Below are 23627 nucleotides of genomic sequence, written 5' to 3'. Positions count from 1 at the left end.
TGCTTGATTGCCATCGGCATCGCGCATAGTTTGCCGATCTCATTCGTTCCGGAGATTTCCCCATGGACACCATCATCGCCAAGCTGAAGGACAGCGTCGCCTCGACCGGGGCGACCGACATCCGCTCGGCCTTCGCCTCCGATTCCGGCCGCTTTGCCAAGTTCACCGCCCGTCTCGACGACCTGCTGATGGACTACTCGAAATGCGCCGTGAACGAGACGGTCATGGGGCTTCTCAGCGAACTGGCCGAAGCCGGCGGTGTCGCCAAAAAGCGTGACGCCATGTTTGCGGGCGATAAGATCAACTTCACCGAAGATCGCGCCGTGCTGCACACCGCCTTGCGCAACCGCTCCAATACGCCTGTGATGGTCGACGGCCGGGACGTGATGCCGGACGTCAACGCGGTGCTCGACGCCATGAGCGAATTCTGCAACGGCGTGCGCTCGGGCGCGATCAAGGGCGCGACCGGCAAAAAGATCACCGATGTGGTCAATATCGGCATCGGCGGCTCGGATCTCGGCCCGGCCATGGCAACGCTGGCGATGGCCCCCTATCACGACGGTCCGCGCGCGCATTTCGTCTCCAATGTCGACGGCGCCCATATCGCCGATACGCTGAAGCTGTTGTCGGCAGACACCACGCTCTTTATCGTGGCGTCGAAGACCTTCACCACGATCGAAACGATGACCAATGCCCGGGCAGCGCGGAAATTCGTCTCCGATGCGCTGGGCGAAGAGGCGGTCGGCCACCATTTCGCCGCAGTCTCCACAGCGCTCGACAAGGTTGCCGCCTTCGGCATCGACGAGACGCGGGTGTTCGGCTTCTGGGATTGGGTCGGTGGCCGCTATTCGATCTGGTCGGCAATCGGCCTGCCACTGATGCTGGCGATCGGGCCTGAGCATTTCGTCGAATTCCTCGAGGGCGCGCACGCACTCGACACGCATTTCCGCGAGGCCCCGGTCGAGAACAACCTGCCGATGCTGCTCGGCCTGATCGGCTACTACCACCGCGTCGTGCTCGGCTATCCGACCCGGGCGATCCTGCCCTATGATCAGCGGATGTCGCGGTTCCCCGCCTATCTGCAGCAGCTCGACATGGAATCGAACGGCAAGTCGGTGACGATCGACAGCAAACCGGTCAAGGGTCCGACCGGCCCGGTTGCCTGGGGCGAGCCGGGCACCAACGGCCAGCACGCCTTCTACCAGCTGATCCACCAGGGCACGGACATCATTCCGGCCGAGTTCATGATTGCCGCCAACGGCTTCGAGCCGGACCTGCGCAACCAGCATGACCTGTTGATCGCCAACTGCCTGGCACAGTCGGAAGCCCTGATGAAGGGCCGCACGCTGGACGAGGCGAAGGCGCAGCTGACCGCCAAGGGCGCCGACGCAGCGACCGCCGACAGGATCGGCCCGCACCGCGTTTTTGCCGGCAACCGGCCGTCGATCACCTTCGTCTACGACAAGCTGACACCGCATGCGCTGGGGCGGATGATCGCGCTCTACGAGCACCGGGTCTTCGTCGAGGGCGTGCTGTTCAACATCAACTCCTTCGACCAGTGGGGCGTGGAGCTTGGCAAGGAACTGGCGACCGGCCTGCTGCCGGTGGTGGAAGGCAAGGAAAGCGCCGCCGGCCACGATTCGTCGACCGCCGGTCTTGTCGACACGCTGCTGAAGGCGAAGGCCTGACGCCCCTCGAAGCCGCCTACCCGACCCAAAACGCCGCCCATCGAGGCGGCGTTTCTGTTTCAATGTGTCAGCGGATCATCTTCCGGATGATCAATGGGCGGCGTAGCCGCCGTCGACCAACTGGTAGCTGCCGGTCACGAAAGATGCACGGTCGGAGAGCAGGAAGCAGGTGATCGCCGAGACCTCCTCCGGCGTGCCGAGCCGGCCGGTCGCATGTTGCGCGGCAAGCGCATCCTTTGTCTCCTGGTCGAGATTGGAATCAAGCAGCGGCGTTGCGATGAAGCCGGGGCCGACGGCGTTCACGCGGATACCCTTCGCCGAATATTCGAGCGCGGCATTCTTGGTCATGCCGATCAGCGCGTGCTTGGTGGTGACATAGGCCGACGAGTTGGCGATGCCGACGCTGCCGAGCACGGAGGCCATGTTGACGATCGAACCGCCGCCGTTCCGCAGCATCGCCTCGATCTGGTATTTCACCCCGTAGAACACGCCGTTGAGATTAACCTCGATGACACGCTTCCACTCGTCGATCTCGTATTCGGCAATCGGCTTGGCCGGGCCGCCGATACCGGCATTGTTGACCGCACCGTCGAGACGACCATAGGTGGAGACCGCGAATTCGACCATGGCCTTGACCTCGGCGGCATCGCCGACATTGACCTTGACCGCGGCCGCCTCGCCGCCCGAGGCCTTTACACGGTCGACGACCGCGCCGGCATGTTCGAGATTGATGTCGGCGACGACGACCTTTGCGCCACGCTCTGCAAGCTCGAGGACACAGGCCTCGCCGATCCCCGATCCACCGCCGGTGACGATGACCGCCTTGCCGTCGAAATCCTTGAACATGCACGTCTCCAATCTGTTGTTGCGTATAATTAGATGTATGTACATCTATTGAAAATGAAAGATCGCCGCGGAAGGTTTTTCCGCGACGATCTGTTCACAGTCCGCAAATGAGGGAGACGCGCCTCGATCAGAAACCGATCTCTTCGGCGCGGGGCGGGTTGGCACCGGCGCGTGAGACGGTGACGGCGGCGGCCTTGGCGCCGACCGTCAGAGCGTCGCGGATGGCCTGATCGCTGAGCGCGGCGACCTTTTCCTTGGTCAGCAAGCCCTGCTTCTTCAGCGAGGCGAGGATGCCGGCATCGAAGGTGTCGCCGGCACCGACGGTATCGACCACCTCGACACGCTCGCTCTTCACCTCGACCTTGCTGTCTGCGGTGTAGCCGACGGCACCGTCTGCACCACGGGTGACGACCAGCAGCTTGGCGCCGGCCTTCAGCCAGTGAGCGGCCAGGGCATCGGTATCACCCTCCATGCCGAACCAGGCGAGATCCTCGTCGGAGAATTTCAGGATGTCGGACATGGCGCCCATGCGCTGGATGCGAGCCATATGCTTTTCCTTGTCCTTGATGAAGCCGGGGCGGATGTTCGGGTCGAGCGAAATCACGCGCTTTTCGTGCTCGCGGACCATCAGTGCCTCATAGGTCGAGCCGCAGGGCTCCGAGATCAGGCTGATGGCGCCGAAATGCAGGGCCTCGCAATCGTCGCCGAGCGCCGGCAGGTCGGCCTCTGTGATCATCCGGCCAGCCGTGTTTTCGTCATAGAAGGCATAGGTCGCATGGCCGTCGACCAGCTTGACGAGCGCGATCGTGCAGGGACGGGAGGAAATCGCACAAGGGGTGAAGTCGACATGGCTCGCCTTAAGTTCGTCGCGCAGGATGTCGCCCAGCATGTCGTCGGACAGCCCGGTGAAGAAGGCCGAGGGGATGCCGAGACGGCCAAGCGCGATGGCGGTGTTGAAGATCGCACCGCCGGCATAGGGAGCAAACGCCTTTTCGCCGCGCGTCGTCTCGCGCGGCAGCATGTCAATCAAGGCTTCGCCGCAGCACAAGATCATATTATCCTCCCGGTCATCAGATTGTCGGTTACTGTTGGAAGTAGGGGCATATCGGCTGGGGTCCAGCCTCAGGCGGTCGGCAGGCTGGAAACGCCGCCATTGCGGCCGGACCAGTCGAGCGGTGCATCGAGGAAGGCCTCGACCTCGTTCAGGGTCGTTTCGTCGAACAGTTTCTGCGCCCGAGCGACGGCCAGCACATTGCGCCAGGTGGCGATGTGATGAAGCCTCACCTTGCCGTTTTCGAACCGTGCATTGGCCTCGGGAAAGATATCGTAGAAGAACAGCGCGATGCCGTTGTCGACGATGCCGCCGGCGGCGCGGATCGCGTCGATGAACTTGAACATGCTGCCGCCGGCCGTCGTCAGGTCCTCGATCACCAGCACACGGGCGCCTTCCGGCATATGGCCCTCGATCTGGGCATTGCGGCCATGGCCCTTCGGCGCCTTGCGGCAATAGATCATCGGCAGGCCGAGGCGCTCGGCGAGGAAGGCGGCAAACGGAATGCCGGCGGTCTCGCCACCGGCAATCGCGTCGAATTGTTCAAAGCCCGCGTCGCGCAGCACCGTGGCGGCGGCGAAATCCATCACTGTCGAGCGGATGCGGGGATAGGAGATAAGCTTGCGGCAGTCGATATAAACAGGGCTCTTCATGCCTGACGACAGCGTGTAGGGCTTGTCGGCGGAGAAGTGCACCGCCTTGATCTCCCACAGCATCCTTGCGACCAGTTCGGCCATGACTGCCGGTTCGGGAAAGGTGGTCTGGATCATCGCATGCGCTCCTGTCGTTCAAGCCTTGCCTCGCCATTAGCAGCAAGACTTGCCGCTGACCAGCCAAACCCGCGGCAAGCGGCTGCTGCAAATAGCCACCGACCCTCTCCATGAACAAGATTTCATCTCTATCGGAGCCTATCACGGGAACCAGTCGTACAAGGCCGGTGTTTTGACTGCCGAATGCCCGCCCGACCCGAAGCCGTCCGACCGGAGGTGCCGATGCCCGAACTGATCGCCACAGCCTGTCCCGGCCAGCGGAGTGCCGCAGCCATTGATGCCCGCGACCGCCTGCCTGCAGCGGCCGAACCTTCCATGCCCAACCCCGAAACCGTCACCCGACAAGGTCTGTCATGAACAACATCATCGTCATCCAGCCGCTGATCGCCCTGATCGCCGGCATCCTGATCCTGATCGCGCCGCGCCTACTCAACTATGTCGTGGCGATCTACCTGATCATCATCGGCATTACCGGCCTGATGCCACAGCTGATGAGCTGAGGCTTCCGGACAGCCTCTTCCCGACCCGATGCATCCTGCCGGCCGGTCAGGCGACCGGCTGCAGCCCGTAGCGGTTGTCGCCGTGATCGCTCGGCTGGATGTAGAAGTAGAGGAGAACGATCCAGCCTATCAGCGGGATCAGTGCGATCAGCAGCCACCAGCCGCTGCGTCCGGTGTCGTGCAGACGCCGGACGGCCACGGTCAACTGCGGCAGGAACAGTACTAGCGCCGCTATGGCACCGAGCAGCCCGAAGCCGAAGATCATCCGATCGATGATCTCGGCTACCGCATTGACGAGCACGACGAAGAGCGCGAACCACCAGAACTCCGAACGCATGGCGCGCCCGGTAAAGGTTACGTATTTCGAAAACGCCCTGCGGACCGCATGCTGGAATTCCATTGTCTAATCTCCCCGACTACCCCTGTCGGAGCAGACTATGGACGGTTCGAGACAAGGACAAGTGGGACCGTTGAATCAAACCGCGAACCGGGATCGCCGCGGCTCAGGCAACCGCCCAGTGCAACGGGAACATCGGGTCGAACACGGTCACCGTGCCGTCGCCGGTCTCGATCTTCGCAGGATAGTCGACGGCTTCGTCACGCTTTTCGAGCGTGATCGTCTCCTCGTTCGGCTTGAGGCCATACCAGGCCGGGCCGTTGAGCGAAGCGAAGGCCTCCAGCCTGTCCAGCGCATTCTCCTCCTCGAACACATGGGCAAGGCAGCTCATCGTGTTGACCGAGGTGTAGATGCCGGCGCAGCCGCAGGCGCATTCCTTCAGCGGATCGACATGCGGCGCGGAATCCGTGCCAAGGAAGAAGCGGGCGTCGCCCGAGACGGCCGCAGCCCTGAGCGCCAGACGGTGCTCCTCGCGCTTGGCGACCGGCAGGCAATAATAGTGCGGCTTGATGCCGCCGACCAGGATCGCATTGCGATTGATGATCAGGTGATGGGTGGTGATCGAGGCGGCAAGGTTGGCGCTTGATGCCTTCACATAGTCGATGCCGTTCTTCGTGGTGACATGCTCCATCGTCACCTTCAGTTCCGGCAGACGCTTGCGCAGCGGGTCGAGCACGGTCTCGATGAAAACCGCCTCGCGGTCAAAGATGTCGACCTCGGGTGTCGTCACCTCGCCATGGACGCAGAGCGGCAGGCCGATCTTCGCCATGCGCTCCAGCACCGGCATCGCCTTGTCCATCTCGCGCACACCGCCATGGGAATTGGTGGTGGCGCCGGCCGGATAGAGCTTGACCGCGGAAATCAGACCATCGGCCTTGCCGCGCTCGACATCGTCCGGATCGGTGTGTTCCGTCAGATAGAGCGTCATCAGCGGGGTGAAGTCCATGCCCGACGGCAGAGCCGCCATGATGCGACCGCGATAGGCCGCCGCATCGGCCGTGGTGACGACCGGCGGCACCAGGTTCGGCATGATGATCGCACGGGCGAAGTGGCGCGCGCTGTCGGCAATCACACCTTCCAGCATCTTGCCGTCACGCAGATGCAGGTGCCAGTCGTCGGGGCGGCGGAGGGTCAGGCTTTTCATGGGCGGCTACCATCGGGATGCGTTTGGATTGCACCGCAGATAGCATGTCATCCCCGCCTGTCCAACCGCCCTGCCCCGCTCAGGCGATCTTTTGGCCTATCACGTGGGCGGCGCCCGATGCGGCGTCGGCCGCCCGCTCCCGCCGGTCGGCCTCGAAGACGGCCCGGATCTCGTCGGCGGCATCGGCAAAGGCCGCAGCGCAGGCCGGATCGAATTGCACGCTGGCGCGGCCTTCAATGTGGGCCGCCGCCTGCTCGAAGCTCCAGGCCGTCTTGAACGGGCGTTCGGTGGTCAACGCATCGAAGGCGGATGCGATCGCGACGATCCGGCCAGACACCGGAATGGCCTCACCGGAAAGCCGGTTCGGATAGCCCTGACCGTCGAAGCGCTCGTGATAGCTGGCGGAAATCTCGGCGGCGAGCGAAAGCAGCGACGTAGCGGTTTCCGTCCGGTTATCCCGTGTCCTGGAGGCCTGCGACTGGATCTGGCGGAATTCCGATTCGGTCAGCTTGCCCTGCTTCAGCATCACCGTATCAGGGGCTGCAACCTGGGCGATATCGCGCAAGGGCGCGGCAAGCCCGATATCGCGGCAGGTCTCGGCCGGCAGGCCGAGCGCACCGGCAATCGCCCGTGCATAGGCTGCCACGAGACCGGAATGGCGACCCCGTTCCGGATCCTTGTAGTAGGCGGCGAGCGAAAGCCGGCGCACGATCTCTTCCTCGCGCTGGCGCAGCTGCGCGACGGCATCGTCGACATCGTGATGCGGCCCGTCGACCTCGGCCGCCAGCTTGTGCCGCGCACGCGTCAGACCGACGATATTGTTGACCCGCGTCTGGAATTCGGCGGGATGGACCGGCTTGGTCAGAAAGTCGATCGCGCCGATATTGAGGGCATCCATGCGCGTTGTCTGGTCGGTGTCTGCGGTAACGAAGATCACCGGGACGTCGGCGTATTTGTCGAAACGGGCGATCTCGGTGTAGAGCTCGACGCCGTTATAGACCGGCATCTGATAGTCGATGATCGCGACGTCGAAATCGAGGTCCGGCAGAGCCGAAAGAACCTGATCGGGGCTCGCATAGGGCAGCGCCTCGCAATCGCCGAGCTTGGCCACCAGACGGGTCAGAAGTTTCAGATTGGTCGCGTTGTCGTCCACCAGAAGAATACGCATGGCCGTTTCGCCCCCTTAAGCTACCAGTTTGTGTTTCATGATTTCGATTTCGTCGCCCAGATGGCCGAGACCGGCTTCCGTCGGCGGCTCCGACCGCAAGGTGTCGGCGTGCCGGGCGATGTCCTTCAGGCCGACATTGGCGGCCGCCCCCTTGATCGTGTGCAACAGGCGGTCGATCTCGGCCGCATCCCCGCCCGTCAGATGGGCATGCAGATCGTCGAGCAGGTCCCCGGCATCATTGAAGAAGGATTCGATCAGCTCGCTGAACACCTCGTCGCCGAGGGCTTCGACCAGTTCGCCGCGACGGGCCGGATCGAGACCGGGGACATCGCCCAGGCCGAAGGCATCACCTTCGAGCGCCTGCGCTGGCGAGCCGGCGCCATCTGCGGCGGGATCTTCCCTGCCTTCGGCAAGGCCGGCGATGACCGCGCCCAGGCGCTGCATCGTCATCGGCTTGGATTCGAAGCCGACCATGCCGGCCTCCAGGCACCGCTGACGGTCGTCGTCGGAGGCATTGGCGGTCATGGCGATGATCGGGGTGCGGGCGGCCGCCCCACCGCGCTCAACGATCTGGCGCGTCGCCTCGATGCCGTCCATCACCGGCATCTGCATGTCCATGAAGATGACGTCGAAGCTCTCGGTCGCGAGGATTTCCAGCGCGTGCTGGCCATGCTCGGCGACCGTGACATGCTGGCCGAGGCGCTTGAGGAAGCCAGTCGCGACCCGCTGATTGACGAGATTGTCTTCCACCAGAAGGATGCGCAGTGTCGGCAATTCGGTGCGCAATTCGCAAACCTTGGCGCGCAGATCCGGCTCGGCGAGATCCGCGGGCGTGACGGCGAGTTCGAACCAGAAGATGCTGCCCACGCCGACGGTGCTGCTGACGCCGAGTTCGCCGCCGAGTTTGCCGACGATCTGCTTGCAGATGGTCAATCCGAGCCCGGTGCCACCATAACGGCGGCTGATGCTGGCATCGACCTGCGAGAAGGGCTTGAACAGCTTTGCAATGCCGGCCTGGTCGATGCCGATGCCGGTGTCCTCCACCTCGACGCGTAGCATCAGGTGGGTGTCGCGATAGAATTCGCGCAAGCGCAGCGTCACCGTGCCGTTGCTGGTGAATTTCGCCGCATTGCTGAGCAGGTTCAGGAGCACCTGGCGCAGACGGGTCGGATCGCTGCGGAAACAGGCGGCCTGCAGGTTGTCGGGAATATCGAGCACGATCGCGCTGTGCTGCTCTGCGGCGCGCACCCGCATGATCCCGACCGTATCGGTCGCAAGCTGGCGAATATCGACGATGCGCTCTTCCAGATCGAGATTGCCGTGCTCGATCTTGGAATAGTCGAGGATCTCGTTGATCACCTCGAGCAGTGCCTCGCCGGAAGATCGGATGGTGCGCACGTTCTCGCTGGCCTCTTCCGGCAGGTCGGAAAGCTGCAGCAGTTCGGCCATGCCGAGAATGGCGTTCAGCGGTGTGCGGACCTCGTGGCTCATCGTTGCCATGAACTGCGACTTGGCGCGGTTGCCCGCATCGGCGGCCTCATAGGCCTTGCCGAGCTCGTGCGTCATGGTCTCGAGGCTGAGGCCGGCCTCGCGCGTGGACTTCAGCTGCCGGCGCAGCGTGACGACGAGAAAGATCACCGAGGCCAGCAGGAGGAACAGCATCACGGCGGAGGTCTTCTCCAGCTGCAGCACCATGGCGCGGCTGTCGGCCCGCTCGTCGGAGACCAGGGCATTGGTGCGCAAGAGCAGATGGCCGCTCTTGTCCGTCAGGGTTTCGAGATCGGCGGCCAGTGCGTCGAATGCCGCCGGCTGCGGCCGGCTGCCCTTGGCCAGATCATCGAACAGGGCTTCCTGCGACAGGATCAACTGCACGCTGTCGTTCAGCAACTGCTCGATCGTCGGGTCCTTGAAGAAATAGCTGCCGAAGCGGGATTCGCGGACCAGCATCAGGCGGGAATAGAGGATGTCGTAGCGCAGGCGCATCCGGCCGAGCGCGGAAGCGCGATCGCCGTCCGTAAAGCGGGCCTCGCCCAGTGCGTGCTGCAAGGTGCGCGCCTCGCGGTCCAGCTGGTAGACCGACCAGACGGCGTTCTCGCGTACACCGTCCTGCAGGTAGCGGAAGCGGCTGGAAATATCGACGAACAACAGAAGCAGCACCACCAGCAGGGTGCCCGAAAGCACCTGGAGGACAAGAGTGCTCTTGCCCGCCTTGCGGATGATGTCGCCGCTGCTGAGGATCGGCACTTTCAATCCAGCACCTCGATCGACTTGATCTGCCAGACGGAACGGGAGAAATAGCGCTCGCTATAGAGGCTGTGGTCGAGATCGAAGGGATAGATAAGCCAGCTGGGGCCCTTCTCGCGCACCGACATCTCCTCGCCATCCAGGCGGACGGCAAGAATGGTGTCGAGCGTAGTACTGTCGGAGAACGGCACTTCGGCCGCGTAGTCGTTGAGCGCGTGGATGATCAACCGGCTGCCCTTGGCGCCGGCCGCCTGCAGGACGCTGCGCAGATAGGGGCCGGAAAACGTGACGACACCTTCGGTCCACGGCGTTTCCATCTTCGCTTCACGCCCCGGCAAGTCCTCGAGCATGGTGCGGTCGAACACGGCCTCGCTGCCGCGATTGGGCTGCGCCACCGCACCGGAGACGATCAGGATCGGCTCGCCCGCAGGCATGTCGAGGGCGCCCGCAGGCGCGCCCGAGGACACCAGCATGAGTGTCAATGCAAACAGTTTCTTCATCGCCGATCTCCCTTACGACGCCTCGGCGAGGCGCGGCTTGGCGTGTATCCGCAGAACCTCTCGAAAGGCGATCGCCTCGACCGGCTTGGTAAGGAAAGTCGTGACGCCGGCCGCGACGGCTTCAAGGCTGAGGCTCGGATCGGTGTCGGCGGTGACCATGACGATCGGCACATCGGCGTAGGCATCGATCTGGCGGACCGCTCTGGTGATCTGCACCCCGGTCCTGCCCGGCAGGATCTGATCGACGATCAACAGATCGAAACGCCGCTCATGGCAGAGGGCCAGGGCCCGGTTGGCATCGCCTTCGACGACGATCTCGCCGTCCAGAACCTTGGCCGCCATGCGCTTCAGGATCAGCGCATTGGTTGGATTGTCTTCCAGTATCAGAATTTCCATGTCCCGCCCTCACGTGCTTGCTGTATGTCGAACAAACGCCCCACCGAGCCCGAAACGGCAAGATGCCGCCATGACCATCATGGTTCGCTGAGAGGCTCAGGCAGGAAGATACACACGGGTCACTAGAATTGGTTGAAGCTTACCCATAAAATTGTATTGGTAAGCATCAAACGTATTTTATTGTTATTATATTCTAAATAACATATGTCACGTCGGCCGCCGCCTGGCGAGAGCTCCGGTCAAGGCCGATGAGAACGCCTTGGAATCAGACGATCCCGCCAGCCGATGGTCCCCAGACATCGGTCAGGGCAAAGCCGTCGCCGAGGGGATCGAAGGGATCGAGGGCCACCTGATGCAGCCCGAAGGTGAAGCCGCGGCCTGCAATCGTCGGGATGACCGCCGGCCGGCCGGCAACCTCGCAGACATCCGACAGGCCGACCTGGAACTCCGAACCGATGATCGAGCGCGAGGTGAAGCTGTCGCCGACCCTGACCTTGCCGCGCGCATGCAGCACAGCCAGATTGGCAGAATTGCCGGTGCCGCAGGGCGAGCGGTCGACCCGGCCGGGCCACATGGTGGTGCAGGTGCGGATGGCACCATCGGGATCGACATCACGGAACATCACATAGGCAACACCGGAGATCGCCTCGATTTCCGGATGGGTGACGGGCACGGTGCGGTTGATCCGTTCCTTGAGGGCCATGCCGGCCTCGACCAGGGCCCGGGCATTGGCCTTTTCGATCTTGAGCCCGACGCGCGGCGCATCGACCAGCGCATAGAACACGCCGCCGAAGGCGATGTCGACCGGAAGCGGCCCCCATGCCTCGGTCTCGACCTCCAGGTCGAGCGTGTCGACGAAGGACGGCACCATGGTGAGCGTCACTTTTTCGCAGCGGCCGTCGCGGCAGGCAGCGGTTGCCTTCACCAGACCCGCAGCCGTGTCGAGCATGACGACCGTTTCCGGCTCGGTCATTTCGACGATGCCGCTTTCGAGAAGGGCGGTGGTGACGCAGATCGAATTGGACCCCGAACTGGCATGCGCCTGGTCCGGCTGCAGGATGACGAAGCCGGCGTCGGCATCCGGATGCTTGGGCGGCAACAGCAGGTTGACCGAGCCGATCGGCGCGCCGCGCGGCTCCAGCACCAGCAGGCGGCGCAGCGCCTCGCCCTTCGGATCGGTATTGAGCCAGTGCAGCTGTTCGGCAATCGAATGGCCGGGGATCTTCGGCACGCCGCCGATCGCGACCTTGCCGATCTCGCCTTCACAGTGGACATCGAGGAGCTGAAGCGTGCGCTTCCAACGCATGGGGAACAACTTTCTTGGACGCAGGACCGGCCCGCCGGCTGCCGGAAAACAGCCAGGGCGAACGGCCCGAGCGCACGGGGACCGATGATCGGTTGATCAGCCCGATCATTCCAGGAGTTTTGCCCCGCAATCAAGTCCTTCCTGATTGCCAGTTGCGCCCGCGTCAGCGCATCCGCACCTGCATCGGCGTGATCTGGCGGATGCCGCCGAAGCCGGTCAGCCTCGGCGCCGTCTCCACCTCGATCGTCGTGACGGCCGCGGCAAGGGCCGCGAGGCTTTCCTGCAGCTCCAGCCGCGCCAGCATCTCGCCGATGCAACGGTGCGGTCCAAGCCCGAACACCGTGTGCAGGCGGGGATGATCGGCACGGCGGATATCGAAGCATTCGGGGTTTTCATAGAGGTCCGGGTCGCGCATGGCCGACATCGTACTGACGCGCAGCATGACGCCCGCCGGCAGCGTCACCCCGCCTATCTCCAGCGGCTCGGTGACGAAACGGGCAATCGAGCCGACGGAGGGATCGTAGCGCAGTCCTTCCGAGACGGCGCCGGGAATGAGCCCCGGATCGGCCTTCACGGCCGCCCATTGCTGCGGATGTTGCGCCAGAAGCGAGACCAGCATGGCAAATGCTGCCCGCGTGGTGTCGAGGCCGCCGATGATGATGCCGACGATCTGATGAACAAGGCTTTCGAACGAGATCACCGTATTGGCCGACCAGTCGGCGACAAGGGTCGAGAGAAGGTCGCCCTCGGGGCCGTGCAACCGGCGGAGGGCCTGCTGTTCGACATAGGCGAACAGGTCGGCGGCCGCACTGTCTATCTGCGCATGGGCGGCATGCGGATAGACCGGGCTGATCGCCTGCGACAGGACATAGACCCGCTCTGCGACATACCGGATACCGGTGCTTGGCAGGCCGAGAATGGCGGCGGTCATTTCCGCCGGGACCCGGGCGGCCATGCGATCGATGAAATCGAAGCTCTCGCCGCGCGGCAGGTCGGCGACGATCCGGTCGGCTACACCACGGATCTTGTCCTGCGACGCCTTCATCGCCCCATAGGCGAAGGCGCGCGCGAAAAGTCCGCGCTTGCTGCGGTGTTCATCGCCGTTGCTGAACAGGAACAGGTCGCGCAACAGACGGGCCGTCGCACCTTCGGGGATGCGGTTCAGCCGCACGTAATCGGCGCCCTCGATCTGCGCCGTGCGCGTGTCGGTCAGCATCTCGATCACGTCGCGGGCCCGCAGCGCCATATATTGCCTGTCGCCCAGCTGCACCAGGGGATGGGCGACCCGCAGGGCTGCCAGTTTGGCGTGCGGATCGTCCACGAGCGATGCCGGATCGACGCGCGGCAGCACGGCGGCGGGAAAGCGACTGTAATGGTTCATATCGGGCTCCATGGCAGATGAGCCGCATGTCCTGCCCCACGGGCTGCAATGCCGGCCATGCTGCAATCAACGCTTTGTGTAACGGCGGTGGAGCGACCTTTGATGCGGTTCCGTTGTTGTCAGCGTTGTGCAAGCAGTGGTATTCGATTGTTGCCAAGGCTTATTCTAAGCTGAGTTCCATATTTTCTTTATTTTATGCAGCGCCGGAGCATCCATGCGCGACACCATTCAAATCTCTCTCCTGGGGGAACTGCGCGTGACGGTCGAAGGCCAGCCCGCGCCCCTGCCGGCCTCGCGCAAGGCCCGTGCACTGCTTGCCTTTCTGGTCGCCACCGGCCGTCCGCATCGTCGCGAACGGCTTTGCGAGCTGTTCTGGGACCTGCCGGACGATCCGAAGGCAAGCCTGCGCTGGGCATTGAGCAAGCTCCGCCGCGTGGTCGACACACCCGAGCGGGCACGGATCGTCGCCGACCGCGAGCGCGTCGGCTTCGACCATGAAGGCGTGGAAATCGACATCCGCGACATCCATGCGCAACTGCGCCTGCGCGACGCGCGGCGCAGCATCGACGACCTGGAACATATGGCGCAGCGCCTGGAGCAGGTGGCGCTCGACGGTCTGGACGGCGCCGGTGACGAAGCCTTCGAATCCTGGCTGACGGCCGAACGCGAAGATGCGCGCGTGGCGCATGTCGATGTTCTGCGCCAGCTGGCCACCCATCCGCAGATGGAGCCCTTTACCGCCCAGAAATGGCGGCGCCTGTGGCGGGAAGCCGACCCGGAAGGTGCGGAAGCCTATGATGCCGCCCTGGAGGCCGAGACCGAGCGCGCCGCCCAGGCCGCCCGGACGGACCAGGGCACGCGTGGCGAATGGTTTGGCGAGGATGCCGACACCACGCCCGCCTTTGCGCCGCCACTGGCAAATGTGGCGCGCAAGAAGATCAGCGTGCGCGGCCAGGCGTTGCGGGCCCAGCGAATCGGCTTTTGCGAGGTTAAGGACAAGACCAAGATCGCCTATGCCACCGTCGGTTCCGGCCCGCCGCTGCTGAAGGCCGCCAACTGGCTCAACCATCTGGAGTTCGACTGGTCGAGCCCGATCTGGGGCGGCAGCTTTGCCGCGATCTCGCAATATCGCACCTTTGTGCGCTATGACGAGCGGGGTTGCGGCCTGTCGGACTGGGACGTCAAGGATCTGAGCTTCGACGCCTTTGTCGAGGACCTCGAAACGGTGGCCGACAAGCTGGAACTCGAGCGTTTTCCCCTGCTCGGCATCTCGCAAGGGGCCGCCGTGTCGATCGAATATGCAGTGCGCCACCCTGAACGGGTCAGCGGCCTCATCCTGTTCGGCGGCTATTCGGCCGGCTGGAGGCATCTGGCAAGCCCGGAGGAACAGGCCCGGCGCGAGGCGGTGCTGACGCTCACCGAACTCGGCTGGGGCACGGACAACCCGGCTTATCGACATATCTTTTCCAAGACCTTCATGCCCGACGCGACGGCGGCCGATCTTGACTGGTTCGACGAATTCCAGCGCCGCACCGCCTCACCGAAGAACGCCGCACGCTTTCAGGATGCCTTCGGTCATATCGATGTGCGCGACCGGCTGTCGCAGGTGCGCGCACCGACGCTGGTGATGCACTCCAAATACGACCAGCGCATCCCCCTCGAACAGGGCCGCGCCCTGGCCTCGGGCATTCCCAACGCCCTCTTCGTGCCGCTCGAAAGCCGCAACCATATCCTGGTCAATCACGAACCGGCCCTGCAGGTCTGCCTTGAGACCGCCGGCCAGTTTTTGCAGGAAATGGGAATTTGACGCGAGCGCGCGCTACGGCGCGCGCACATTTTTCCAATGGCCGCATAACCAACAGGCAGGACGCTGCAATCCACCAAGGCCAAGCCTGCGGTGCGGCAGTCACATGTCGATGTTTGGAAGAGAAGAATGGCGCACCCGAAGAGATTCGAACTCCTGACCCCCAGATTCGTAGTCTGGTGCTCTATCCAGCTGAGCTACGGGTGCGTGCCGTGCCGGTCGTTTCCGGCTGCGTGGCGATCCTCTAAAGGGTGCCACGGATGAATGCAAGAGCCTTTTCGAAAAAATCGCACATCGCGCGATTTTCCTTGGGCCAAGCTTTTGAAATCAAACATGGCCTGCGCGTGGTCGCCAGTCGCTGAGTTCCACCGGCCTGTCGGGGATCTCGATGCGGAACATGGTGCCGGGTCCGGGCTTTTCGACAAGCGCGATGGTGCCGCCATGGGCCAGCACCAGTTCGCGGGCGATCGCCAGACCGAGCCCCGTGCCGCCGGAGCGGGCAGCCCCCCGGAACGGCGCAAACAGATTTTCCCGCGCCTTGAACGGCATGCCGGGACCGGTATCGTCGATCGCGATCGACACCACGCTGCCGACACGGTGGGCGGTGATCGTCACGCTGCGATCGATATCGCGCTCTCCCGGCCGGTGCTGGGAGAGTGCCTGCACGGCGTTGCGACAGATATTGTGGATGATGCGGAACAGCTGCTCGCTGTCGGCGTCGATCTCCAGACCGTCGGTCAGCCGCGCCGCAAGGTCGATGCCGCTCTCCGGATCGATGCCCAGCAGGTCGCGCACCTCCTCGATCAGCGGCACCAGCTGGAAGCGGCGGCGATGGGGAGCCGCCTCGGAGGCCTGGCCGTAGGAAAGCACGCCGGTGGTATAGCCGACCGCACGGTCGATGGTGCGCAGCAGCTTCGGCGCGAAGCGCTTGACCATGGGATCGTCGATATCGGCCAGACGGTCCGACATCAGCTGGGCGGACGCCAGGATATTGCGCATGTCGTGATTGATCTTGGACACGGCCAGGCCGAGATCGGCCAGATTGCGCTGCTGGCGCAATGTCTTCTGCAATTGCTCCTGCATGGACGCCAGGTGGCGCTCGGCAATGCCGATCTCGTCGCCCCGCGTTCCCGGCGACAATATCTGGGCGGGATCCTCGGGTGCTGCGGCAAAGGCCTGCATGCTGCGCGTCAGCCGACGCATCGGGCGGATCATCATGCGGTTGATGGCGAGGAAGATCAGGATGCCGGTCGACAGCGACAGGATGAAGGAGATGAAGATCACATGCCTGGAATAGCGCAGCATGGCGTCGCGCAGGCTGTTTTCCTCCAGCACCAGCTCGATCTGGGTATCGCTGTTGCCCACCGGCCCGTAGACCTGCAGGATGCGGTTGCCGCCGAAGATCAGGGTCGACATCGCATCGCGCACCGCATCCATCATCGGCACGTCGGTCAGGTCGTAGGAAAGATCGATCTGCGGCGGCATGTCGGCGGCTGCGAGCAGCTTGGAGGCCCCGTCGCGATGGAGCGCGATCACCTTGGTGCCGGTGGCCATCAGCGCATCGTTCTGAACCTGACGCGGCAGCTCGATCGGCTGCAGGCCGTCAATGACGACGCTGGCGGCCCCTGCCGTGTTCAGCCGGTCATGCAGCCAGTTCAGCCGCATGTTGGCGACCGACGGCACGAAGATGAAGACTTCCGCCAGCATGACGAAGGCAGCCGTCAGCCACAGCAGACGGCCCGAAAGACCCTGCGCCAGCCGCGGACGCTCGTTGAGCACCTTGGCGACATTTTCGTTTCTGCCGTTCTCAAGCCCGGTATCGGCCATGCCGTCCCTGTGCTCCTGTCCCTGTCATTGATGATTGCGCCGAGCGCCCTCAATGTCTTGCAAGATTAATCCATCCTGCAGGCATTGCCAATCAGGCGAGATGACATGCCGGCCTGGGCAGCGATCATGTCAAAACCAAGGACGGGCGGGGCCCGCAGCGATTGACTTCCCGGCCTGCCATCCGTATAAGCCGCCCTCAATCGGGCCGGATTGCTGGCATTTATGGCCAGGAACGTCCGAGGACAATCCAACGCTCTTGCACTTTGTGCAAATCCAAGAAGGGCCGCACACCGCGGTATCAAATAAATGAAGCGTACATATCAGCCTTCCAAGCTTGTTCGCAAGCGCCGTCACGGTTTCCGTGCACGCATGGCCACCGGTGGCGGCCGCAAGGTTCTCGCCGCTCGCCGTTCGCGCGGTCGCAAGCGGCTTTCGGCCTAAGATCGCGCGATGCCCGTGACCAAACCCGGGCGCGTGATCACAGATCCATCCGACATGACTGTCGGCCGGCTGAAGAGCCGGCCGCAGTTTCTTGCCGTGCGTGCTGGTGAGCAGAGAAGAGGCCGGAACTTCCTGCTGGAAGTGCTCGACCGGAACGCGCCTGACGAGGCGCCGCGAGTCGGTTTCACCGTCACCAAGAAGCATGGCAATGCCGTCGCCCGCAATCGCATGCGCCGGCGGATCAAGGAGGCCGTGCGCCTTCATGCCGCAGAGGCGATGCAGCCGGGCCATGACTATGTCATCGTTGCCCGGCGCGACGTGCTCCGTGTCCCATTCGATGCGCTCGCGGCCCAACTGGCCGAGCGCATAAAAGCCAGACCGCGAAAGGAGCGGCCCGAAGCCGCTACCTCCAGGAAGGTATGATGCAAAACAACCGCAATTACATGATCGCGATTGCCCTGTCGGTGCTGATCGTCCTCGGCTGGCAGTTCCTCTACATGAACCCGCGGATCGCGGCGCAGCGTGAGGCACAGAAGCAGGCCGAAATCACCCAGCAGCAGACCGCGGCAAAGACCGACGCAACGGCTGCCAAGACGTCCGGCGGCACCGTGTCCGGCAGCATGCCGGGCACCAGCCAGGCAGCCGCTTCGGTCAGCCGCGATGAGGCGATCGCCAAGTCGGCTCGCGTCAAGATCGACACCGAAGCACTGAGCGGTTCCATCAACCTGGCCGGCGCGCGGCTCGACGACCTGAAGCTCAAGGGCTATCACGAGACCGTCGACAAGACGAGCCCGATCATTACCCTGTTCTCGCCCTCCGATACCGCAGACGGCTACTTCACCGAGCTCGGTTATATCGGCGGCGCAGGCAGCGGCACGGTTCCGGGCCCGAACACTGTGTGGACGGTTGCGGACGGCGACACGCTGACGGACAAGACCCCGGTTACGCTCACCTACACGAACGATCAGGGCCTGACCTTCAACCGCACGATCTCCGTCGACGACCGCTACATGTTCAAGGTCGAGGACAGCATCAGCAATGGCGGCGAAAAGGCCGTTTCGATCGCGCCCTATGGCCGCATTACCCGCAACAGCATTCCGACCGCGCCGTCCACCTATGTGCTGCACGAAGGCTTTCTCGGCGTGATCGGCAGCGATGGCGGCCTGGTCGAGGAGAAGTACAAGTCTGTCGACGACGAGGCGATCAACAATGCCAAGGCGACCGGCGGCTGGATCGGCATTACCGACAAGTACTGGGCAACCGCCATCGTGCCGCCGCAGACGATCGCCTATGACAGCCGCTTCTCGCATTTCAAGGACGGCCAGCCGCGCTACCAGGCCGACTACAAGGACGACGGCGTCTCGATCGAGCCCGGCAAGAACGTGTCGCTGACGAACCTCGTCTTCGCCGGCGCCAAGGAAGTGCCGGTCGTCGACGAATACGAGGCGAGCTACAACATTCCGAAGTTCGACCTGGTGATCGACTGGGGCTGGTTCTACTTCCTGACCAAGCCGATGTTCAAGCTGATGGACTTCTTCTACCGTCACGTCGGCAATTTCGGTGTGGCCATCCTGCTGACCACCATTCTGGTCAAGCTGGTATTCTTCCCGCTCGCCTCCAAGCAGTATGCCTCCATGGCCAACATGAAGCGCATGCAGCCGAAGATGCAGGAGTTGAAGGAGAAATTCGGCGACGACAAGATGGCGCTGCAGAAGGCGACCATGGAGCTCTACAAGCAGGAGAAGATCAATCCTGTGGCGGGCTGCTGGCCGATGCTGCTGCAGATCCCGGTGTTCTTCTCGCTCTACAAGGTGATCTACATCACCATCGAGATGCGGCATGCCCCGTTCTTCGGCTGGATCCACGACCTTTCGGCACCGGATCCGACCTCGATCCTCAATCTGTTCGGCGTTCTGCCGTTCGACGCTCCGGGCTTCCTGCATCTGGGCATCTGGCCGCTGATCATGGGCATCACCATGTTCCTGCAGATGCGCATGAACCCGACGCCGCCGGACCCGACCCAGGCCATGCTGTTCAACTGGATGCCGCTGGTGTTCATGTTCATGCTGGCAAGCTTCCCGGCCGGCCTGGTCATCTACTGGGCCTGGAACAACACGCTCTCGGTGCTCCAGCAGGCAGTGATCATGAAGCGTCACGGCGTCAAGATCGAGCTGTTCGACAACCTGAAGGGCCTCTTCCGGCGACGAACGGCACAGAGCAAATAGCCACGCTCGACAAAGCCCGGTGCCTCGCGCCGGGCTTTTTCAATGGCGTGTGGCTGCCGCCGGCCAACGCCGCCGACTTGACAAGCCCGGCCAAAACCCTGATCGACTGCGCTGAAGAAAGCGAGAACACCCGTGACCTCATCCGACGACATCTATCCGCCGCTGCCGCTCTTCGTGAAATCATGGGTCTTCATCCGCGGCGTTCCGGCGATGAAGTTCCTGCCGCCCGAAGGGCCGCTGGAGGTCGCCTTTGCCGGCCGTTCGAATGTCGGCAAGTCCTCGCTGATCAATGCGCTGGTCGGGCACAAGGGGCTGGCGCGCACGTCCAACACACCGGGCCGCACGCAGGAACTCAACTATTTCGTCCCGGACGGCTATACCGGCGAGGAAGGCAACCTGCCGCCGATGGCGCTGGTCGACATGCCGGGCTACGGCTACGCGCAGGCGCCGAAGGAACATGTCGACGCCTGGACAAAACTGGTCTTCGATTATCTGCGGGGACGGGCGACACTGAAGCGCGTCTATGTGCTGATCGACAGCCGGCACGGTATCAAGAAGAACGACGACGAGGTGCTGAGCCTGCTCGACAAGGCGGCGGTCTCCTACCAGATCGTGCTGACCAAGACCGACAAGATCAAGGAAGCCGGCGTTCCCCGGCTGATCTCCGAGACGCTGGAAAAGATTCGCAAGCGTCCGGCTGCCTTTCCCGAGGTCATTGCCACCTCATCGGAAAAGGGAAAAGGTCTCGACGAACTCAGGCACGCGATCGCCGAGACAGTGGGCTACGGGGGCTGAACGACCCCGTAGCGGCGGGCGGCTATGAAGCCGCCTGACGTTTCGTTCCTTACATCTTGGGCAGGAGAACGTGGTCGATCACGTGAATCTCGCCGTTCGACTGCTTGACGTCGGCAATGGTGACATTGGCGACCGTGCCGTTTTCGTCGGTCAGCGTGATCTTGTCGCCGTCCATCTTGGCCTGCAGGACGCAGCCACCGACGGTCTTGACCGGGTGAATGCCGCCGTCATCCTTGATCATCTTGCCGATCATCTCGGAGGTGGCATCGACGCCGACCACATGGCAGGTCAGGATCTTGGCGAGCTTGTCCTTGTTTTCCGGCTTCAGCAGATCGTCGACCGTACCCTTGGGCAGCATGTCGAAGGCTTCGTTGGTCGGCGCGAAGACCGTGAACGGACCCTTGCCTTCCAGCGTCTCGACCAGGCCGGCTGCCTTGACGGCGGCGACCAGGGTCGTGTGGTCCTTGGAATTGACGGCGTTCTCGATGATGTTCTTGTTGGCATACATCGGCGCACCGCCGACTTCCGGATTGGCGGCATAAGCGGCGGCCGAACCGGCGATCACGAGGCCTGCGACAGCGGCGATACGAAGCGTGGTCTTGAACATTGAAATCTCCTCTTCCTCTTTGAACGGCACCAGGCGGGTGATGCCGTCTGTCCCAATTGCGGGATCGAAAGAGAAGACGAGAGCTCTGCGGGGGAAGTTTCAGCTTTGCCGATATTTCTCGTATCCGACGGATATAAAAAGCTTTTCTCTTCCCCCAGACAGCATCACCCCGAAGCGCGCGATGGATTTGCAGTGTAATGCGCAGATTTCCGCCGGGTCGCGGCTGCCTTGCGCGCTGCTGCGGCCGCGCCCCCGAAGCCGGGGGCACTTTCGGGAGACATGCTTTAGGAGCTTACCGGACCGACGGCCAATACCGGACCGGTCGGAAGACCGGTCGGCGAACCGCCATCCGGCTCCAGGCTGACGGCAAGGATCGCCCCCTCGCCCATCGACCGACGCAATCTGTCGGGAATGACGATCCGCCCCTCGCCCGATTGCGGCAGGATGCCGAGCGAGCGCGGCGCGTCGTCACCGAGGATCAGCCAGACCTCCAGCACCTTGCGGCCCTCGGCCGCGGTGGCGACAGGGGTCATCAGCAATTGCCCGGTCCGTCCGTCATAATGGGCGACCAGGCTTATGGCGCTGTCGCTGCCGCTCAGTTGCGCCACCAGGCTGGACGAGCCGGACGACGGAAGCGGGAGATGGTCCAGGGCCAGCACGACGGCGGCGGCGGCAATGCCGGCAAAGGCAAGACCGCGCCAGAGTGCCAGCGAATTCCACAGCGACCCGGGTTTCGCGACCGCCGCGTTCCGTTCGGCAAAGAGGCGCGCTTCGAGTGCATTATAGACACGCGCCGGCGGCGTCTCGGCAATATAGGCGGCGTCGAGCGCCGAGAGGTTCTGCTCCCAGCCGCTTACCAGCGCCCGGAAGACACGGTCGTCGCGCATGCGTCGCTCGACAGCTTGGCGCGCCTCGAGATCGAGCACGCCCAGCACATATTCGCCGGCGAGCGCCTCGTCATCGAAAACCTCTTCCCTATCATTGCCCGGTGCTGTCATCTTTCCATGCACTCTCTCAATTTCATCAGGCTGCGCCGCAGCCAGGTCCGCATCGTATTCAGCGGCACATCGAACCGTTCTGCAAGCTCCTGATAGCTCGCGCCTTCGACATAGGCTGAACGGACCGCCTGGGCCCGCCCGCCTTCGAGTTCTTCCATGCATCGGTCGATCCGCGCGCCCTCGCTGGCAAGCTCGGCCTGCTGCTCGGGGCTGTGACCGGGATCGGCGACCTCACCCGCAGCCTCCAGGGGGGCTGCGGCCTGCTTGCGTCGCCGCAGGCGGTCGATGCAGTGGTAGCGGGCAACGGTCGCCAGCCAGGCGGACGCGCTGTGACCCTCGGCGGAAAAACTGTCCGCCTTGTGCCAGATGCGGACGAAGACCTCCTGAAGAGCGTCCTCGGCCTCACCCCTGTCTCTCAGCATACGAAGGCAGATGGCAAAAAGTTTCGAGCTGGATTCGCCATAGAGGGCTGAAAAAGCATTGCGGTCCCGCAGCGCCACCCTTCCCAGCAGGTCCGTCAGATCGGGACTCGACATTGCGCTTGAATTCCTTCCCCGTGGCGGGATCCGCCGCGACCGATGCGTGATGTCATGTGCCGGGGATTACGCTAGCCACAGCCAAGTGGATCAGCAGGATGGACGAATGCCACCCTGCCGTCTTTCGGAATGCGGGCCGCTCAGAAGTGTGCAGCGCCCATGGCGACAAGCGGACCGGTCGCCTGACCGCTCGGCGATCCGCCAAGCGGCTCGATGCTGACGGCAAAGGTCGCGCCGGCTCGCAGCGAATTGCGCAGGCTGGTCGGCACCAGCACCGAGGCTTCCCGACCGCCGTCAAGCAGGCCGAGCGAGCGCGGCGGTGCGTCCCCGTCGATCAACCAGAGTTGCAGCGATCGTTCGGCTGCCTGACCCGTTGCCACCGGAACCACATGCAGCATGGCCGTGCGGTGGTCGTAATGCGCCTGCAGGGTCATGTCCCGGGTCTGCGCGGTCATCTCCGCCGTCAGGGGCCGCGGCTGCTGACCGATGCCCGGTGACAGGTAGAAGACCAGAAAGGTGGTGAAGCCGAAGATCGATGCGGTCGCCAGTCCGCGCCAGAAGCTGACCGAATTCCAGGTCGCCTTCCACCGTCCCTCCACCGGCGGCTGTTGCTGCAGGGCAAGGGCCCGCGGCGTCGCATAATCGGCCGGACTCACGTCAGGCAAGGTCAAGTCGTAATCCGCCAGGTTTTCCTCCCAGCGGTCGACCATGGCCGCGAACTGCCTGTCACGACGCATCCGCGCCTTTGCCGATCGCCGGGCCCGCGCGTCGAGCGCGCCCAGCACATATTCCCCCGCCAGGACCTCGTCGCGTGAACGATCTGCCTTGCTGCGATTGGGTGTAGTCATCCCTCCAGCGCGCTCCTCTCCCATGCAGACCACGCCGGAGATCTTCGTACCCAATGCTCCTCAGCGGTACGCAGACCCTTGATGACGCCGTCTGAAAGCTCACTCCTCGAACTCAGCCTCCCACAGTCTGAGTCTGGTTAGATTTCTACCGTTTC

At 63.4% G+C, this 23627-nt stretch carries 24 protein-coding genes and 1 tRNA gene; 8 read left to right on the top strand and 17 right to left on the bottom strand.

Going from position 1 to position 23627, the window contains the following annotated elements:
- The first annotated feature begins 62 nt into the window (after positions 1-62).
- The gene (gene pgi / locus J2Z17_RS13845; protein WP_209945979.1) at positions 63-1688 is read left to right on the top strand and encodes a glucose-6-phosphate isomerase; all 1626 of its coding nucleotides are present in this window, start codon (positions 63-65) and stop codon (positions 1686-1688) included.
- A gap of 90 nt (positions 1689-1778) precedes the next feature.
- Here the strand turns inward: pgi and J2Z17_RS13840 are convergent, their stop codons facing one another.
- From J2Z17_RS13840 to J2Z17_RS13830, 3 genes are all read right to left on the bottom strand, one after another.
- Entirely contained in the window at positions 1779-2534 is a 756-nt protein-coding gene (locus J2Z17_RS13840; RefSeq protein ID WP_209945977.1) for an SDR family NAD(P)-dependent oxidoreductase, read from the bottom strand.
- Positions 2535-2661: 127 nt separating this feature from the next.
- Positions 2662-3588: a carbohydrate kinase family protein gene (locus J2Z17_RS13835; protein ID WP_209945975.1), complete on the bottom strand. Its 927-nt coding sequence runs from the start codon at positions 3586-3588 to the stop codon at positions 2662-2664.
- A gap of 68 nt (positions 3589-3656) precedes the next feature.
- Positions 3657-4355, bottom strand: a complete 699-nt coding sequence (locus J2Z17_RS13830) for an orotate phosphoribosyltransferase (protein ID WP_209945973.1) — start codon at positions 4353-4355, stop codon at positions 3657-3659.
- 222 nt (positions 4356-4577) lie between these two features.
- On the opposite strand from J2Z17_RS13830, the gene J2Z17_RS25430 reads away from it, so the two are divergent.
- Together J2Z17_RS25430 and J2Z17_RS13825 are read left to right on the top strand one after the other, a co-directional pair.
- Positions 4578-4712 (top strand): hypothetical protein, encoded by a 135-nt coding sequence (locus J2Z17_RS25430; RefSeq protein ID WP_280923369.1) that lies wholly within the window; start codon positions 4578-4580, stop codon positions 4710-4712.
- Entirely contained in the window at positions 4709-4855 is a 147-nt protein-coding gene (locus J2Z17_RS13825) for a DUF3096 domain-containing protein (RefSeq protein ID WP_209945971.1), read from the top strand. Before J2Z17_RS25430 ends, J2Z17_RS13825 begins: the two co-directional genes overlap by 4 nt.
- A 46-nt stretch (positions 4856-4901) precedes the next feature.
- On the opposite strand, the gene J2Z17_RS13820 is transcribed toward J2Z17_RS13825, so the two are convergent.
- From J2Z17_RS13820 to J2Z17_RS13785, 8 genes are all read right to left on the bottom strand, one after another.
- Positions 4902-5255: a DUF805 domain-containing protein gene (locus J2Z17_RS13820; RefSeq protein ID WP_209945969.1), complete on the bottom strand. Its 354-nt coding sequence runs from the start codon at positions 5253-5255 to the stop codon at positions 4902-4904.
- A gap of 103 nt (positions 5256-5358) precedes the next feature.
- Positions 5359-6396 carry a dihydroorotase gene (pyrC, locus tag J2Z17_RS13815; RefSeq protein ID WP_209945967.1) on the bottom strand — a complete coding sequence of 346 codons (1038 nt, stop codon included), beginning with the start codon at positions 6394-6396 and terminating at the stop codon, positions 5359-5361.
- Positions 6397-6475: 79 nt separating this feature from the next.
- Complete coding sequence (locus tag J2Z17_RS13810; RefSeq protein WP_209945965.1) at positions 6476-7564, bottom strand: response regulator; 1089 nt, start codon at positions 7562-7564, stop codon at positions 6476-6478.
- A gap of 15 nt (positions 7565-7579) precedes the next feature.
- Entirely contained in the window at positions 7580-9808 is a 2229-nt protein-coding gene (locus J2Z17_RS13805; protein WP_209946329.1) for an ATP-binding protein, read from the bottom strand.
- 2 nt (positions 9809-9810) lie between these two features.
- Entirely contained in the window at positions 9811-10308 is a 498-nt protein-coding gene (locus tag J2Z17_RS13800) for a putative pterin-binding protein (protein WP_209945963.1), read from the bottom strand.
- A 12-nt stretch (positions 10309-10320) separates the two neighbouring features.
- The gene (locus J2Z17_RS13795) at positions 10321-10704 is read right to left on the bottom strand and encodes a response regulator (RefSeq protein WP_209945961.1); all 384 of its coding nucleotides are present in this window, start codon (positions 10702-10704) and stop codon (positions 10321-10323) included.
- A gap of 265 nt (positions 10705-10969) precedes the next feature.
- On the bottom strand, positions 10970-12010 hold the full coding sequence (locus J2Z17_RS13790; protein ID WP_209945959.1) for a proline racemase family protein: 1041 nt from the start codon (positions 12008-12010) through the stop codon (positions 10970-10972).
- Positions 12011-12173: 163 nt separating this feature from the next.
- The gene (locus tag J2Z17_RS13785) at positions 12174-13391 is read right to left on the bottom strand and encodes a cytochrome P450 (RefSeq protein WP_209945957.1); all 1218 of its coding nucleotides are present in this window, start codon (positions 13389-13391) and stop codon (positions 12174-12176) included.
- Positions 13392-13605: 214 nt separating this feature from the next.
- On the opposite strand from J2Z17_RS13785, the gene J2Z17_RS13780 reads away from it, so the two are divergent.
- The gene (locus tag J2Z17_RS13780; protein ID WP_209945955.1) at positions 13606-15198 is read left to right on the top strand and encodes a bifunctional AfsR/SARP family transcriptional regulator/alpha/beta hydrolase; all 1593 of its coding nucleotides are present in this window, start codon (positions 13606-13608) and stop codon (positions 15196-15198) included.
- A gap of 127 nt (positions 15199-15325) precedes the next feature.
- Here J2Z17_RS13780 and J2Z17_RS13775 read toward each other — a convergent pair.
- Positions 15326-15402 (bottom strand) — tRNA-Arg (locus J2Z17_RS13775).
- A 120-nt stretch (positions 15403-15522) separates the two neighbouring features.
- The gene (locus tag J2Z17_RS13770; protein ID WP_209945953.1) at positions 15523-17022 is read right to left on the bottom strand and encodes a sensor histidine kinase; all 1500 of its coding nucleotides are present in this window, start codon (positions 17020-17022) and stop codon (positions 15523-15525) included.
- 306 nt (positions 17023-17328) lie between these two features.
- Between J2Z17_RS13770 and rpmH the strand changes: the two genes are divergently transcribed.
- The 4 genes from rpmH to yihA all read left to right on the top strand — a co-directional run bounded on the left by rpmH (position 17329) and on the right by yihA (position 20483).
- Positions 17329-17463, top strand: coding sequence for a 50S ribosomal protein L34 (gene rpmH / locus J2Z17_RS13765; RefSeq protein WP_209945951.1), 135 nt, complete (start codon positions 17329-17331; stop codon positions 17461-17463).
- A 9-nt stretch (positions 17464-17472) separates the two neighbouring features.
- Positions 17473-17886 (top strand): ribonuclease P protein component, encoded by a 414-nt coding sequence (rnpA, locus tag J2Z17_RS13760; RefSeq protein ID WP_377300100.1) that lies wholly within the window; start codon positions 17473-17475, stop codon positions 17884-17886.
- Positions 17886-19688: a membrane protein insertase YidC gene (yidC, locus tag J2Z17_RS13755; protein ID WP_209946328.1), complete on the top strand. Its 1803-nt coding sequence runs from the start codon at positions 17886-17888 to the stop codon at positions 19686-19688. Before rnpA ends, yidC begins: the two co-directional genes overlap by 1 nt.
- A 150-nt stretch (positions 19689-19838) precedes the next feature.
- Positions 19839-20483 carry a ribosome biogenesis GTP-binding protein YihA/YsxC gene (gene yihA, locus J2Z17_RS13750; protein WP_342454411.1) on the top strand — a complete coding sequence of 215 codons (645 nt, stop codon included), beginning with the start codon at positions 19839-19841 and terminating at the stop codon, positions 20481-20483.
- A gap of 49 nt (positions 20484-20532) precedes the next feature.
- Here the strand turns inward: yihA and J2Z17_RS13745 are convergent, their stop codons facing one another.
- The 4 genes from J2Z17_RS13745 to J2Z17_RS13730 form a co-directional block, all read right to left on the bottom strand.
- Positions 20533-21090 carry a fasciclin domain-containing protein gene (locus J2Z17_RS13745; RefSeq protein ID WP_209945947.1) on the bottom strand — a complete coding sequence of 186 codons (558 nt, stop codon included), beginning with the start codon at positions 21088-21090 and terminating at the stop codon, positions 20533-20535.
- Between the two features lie 284 nt (positions 21091-21374).
- Positions 21375-22088: an anti-sigma factor gene (locus J2Z17_RS13740; protein WP_209945945.1), complete on the bottom strand. Its 714-nt coding sequence runs from the start codon at positions 22086-22088 to the stop codon at positions 21375-21377.
- Complete coding sequence (locus J2Z17_RS13735) at positions 22085-22624, bottom strand: sigma-70 family RNA polymerase sigma factor (RefSeq protein WP_209945943.1); 540 nt, start codon at positions 22622-22624, stop codon at positions 22085-22087. The genes J2Z17_RS13740 and J2Z17_RS13735 overlap by 4 nt, the downstream gene beginning before the upstream one ends.
- A 140-nt stretch (positions 22625-22764) precedes the next feature.
- Positions 22765-23472, bottom strand: a complete 708-nt coding sequence (locus J2Z17_RS13730) for an anti-sigma factor (protein ID WP_209945941.1) — start codon at positions 23470-23472, stop codon at positions 22765-22767.
- Positions 23473-23627: the final 155 nt, after the last annotated feature.

Source organism: Heterorhizobium halophytocola, assembly GCF_017873095.1.
Lineage (GTDB): Bacteria > Pseudomonadota > Alphaproteobacteria > Rhizobiales > Rhizobiaceae > Allorhizobium > Allorhizobium halophytocola.
This window is presented reverse-complemented; position numbering and strand designations above follow the sequence as displayed.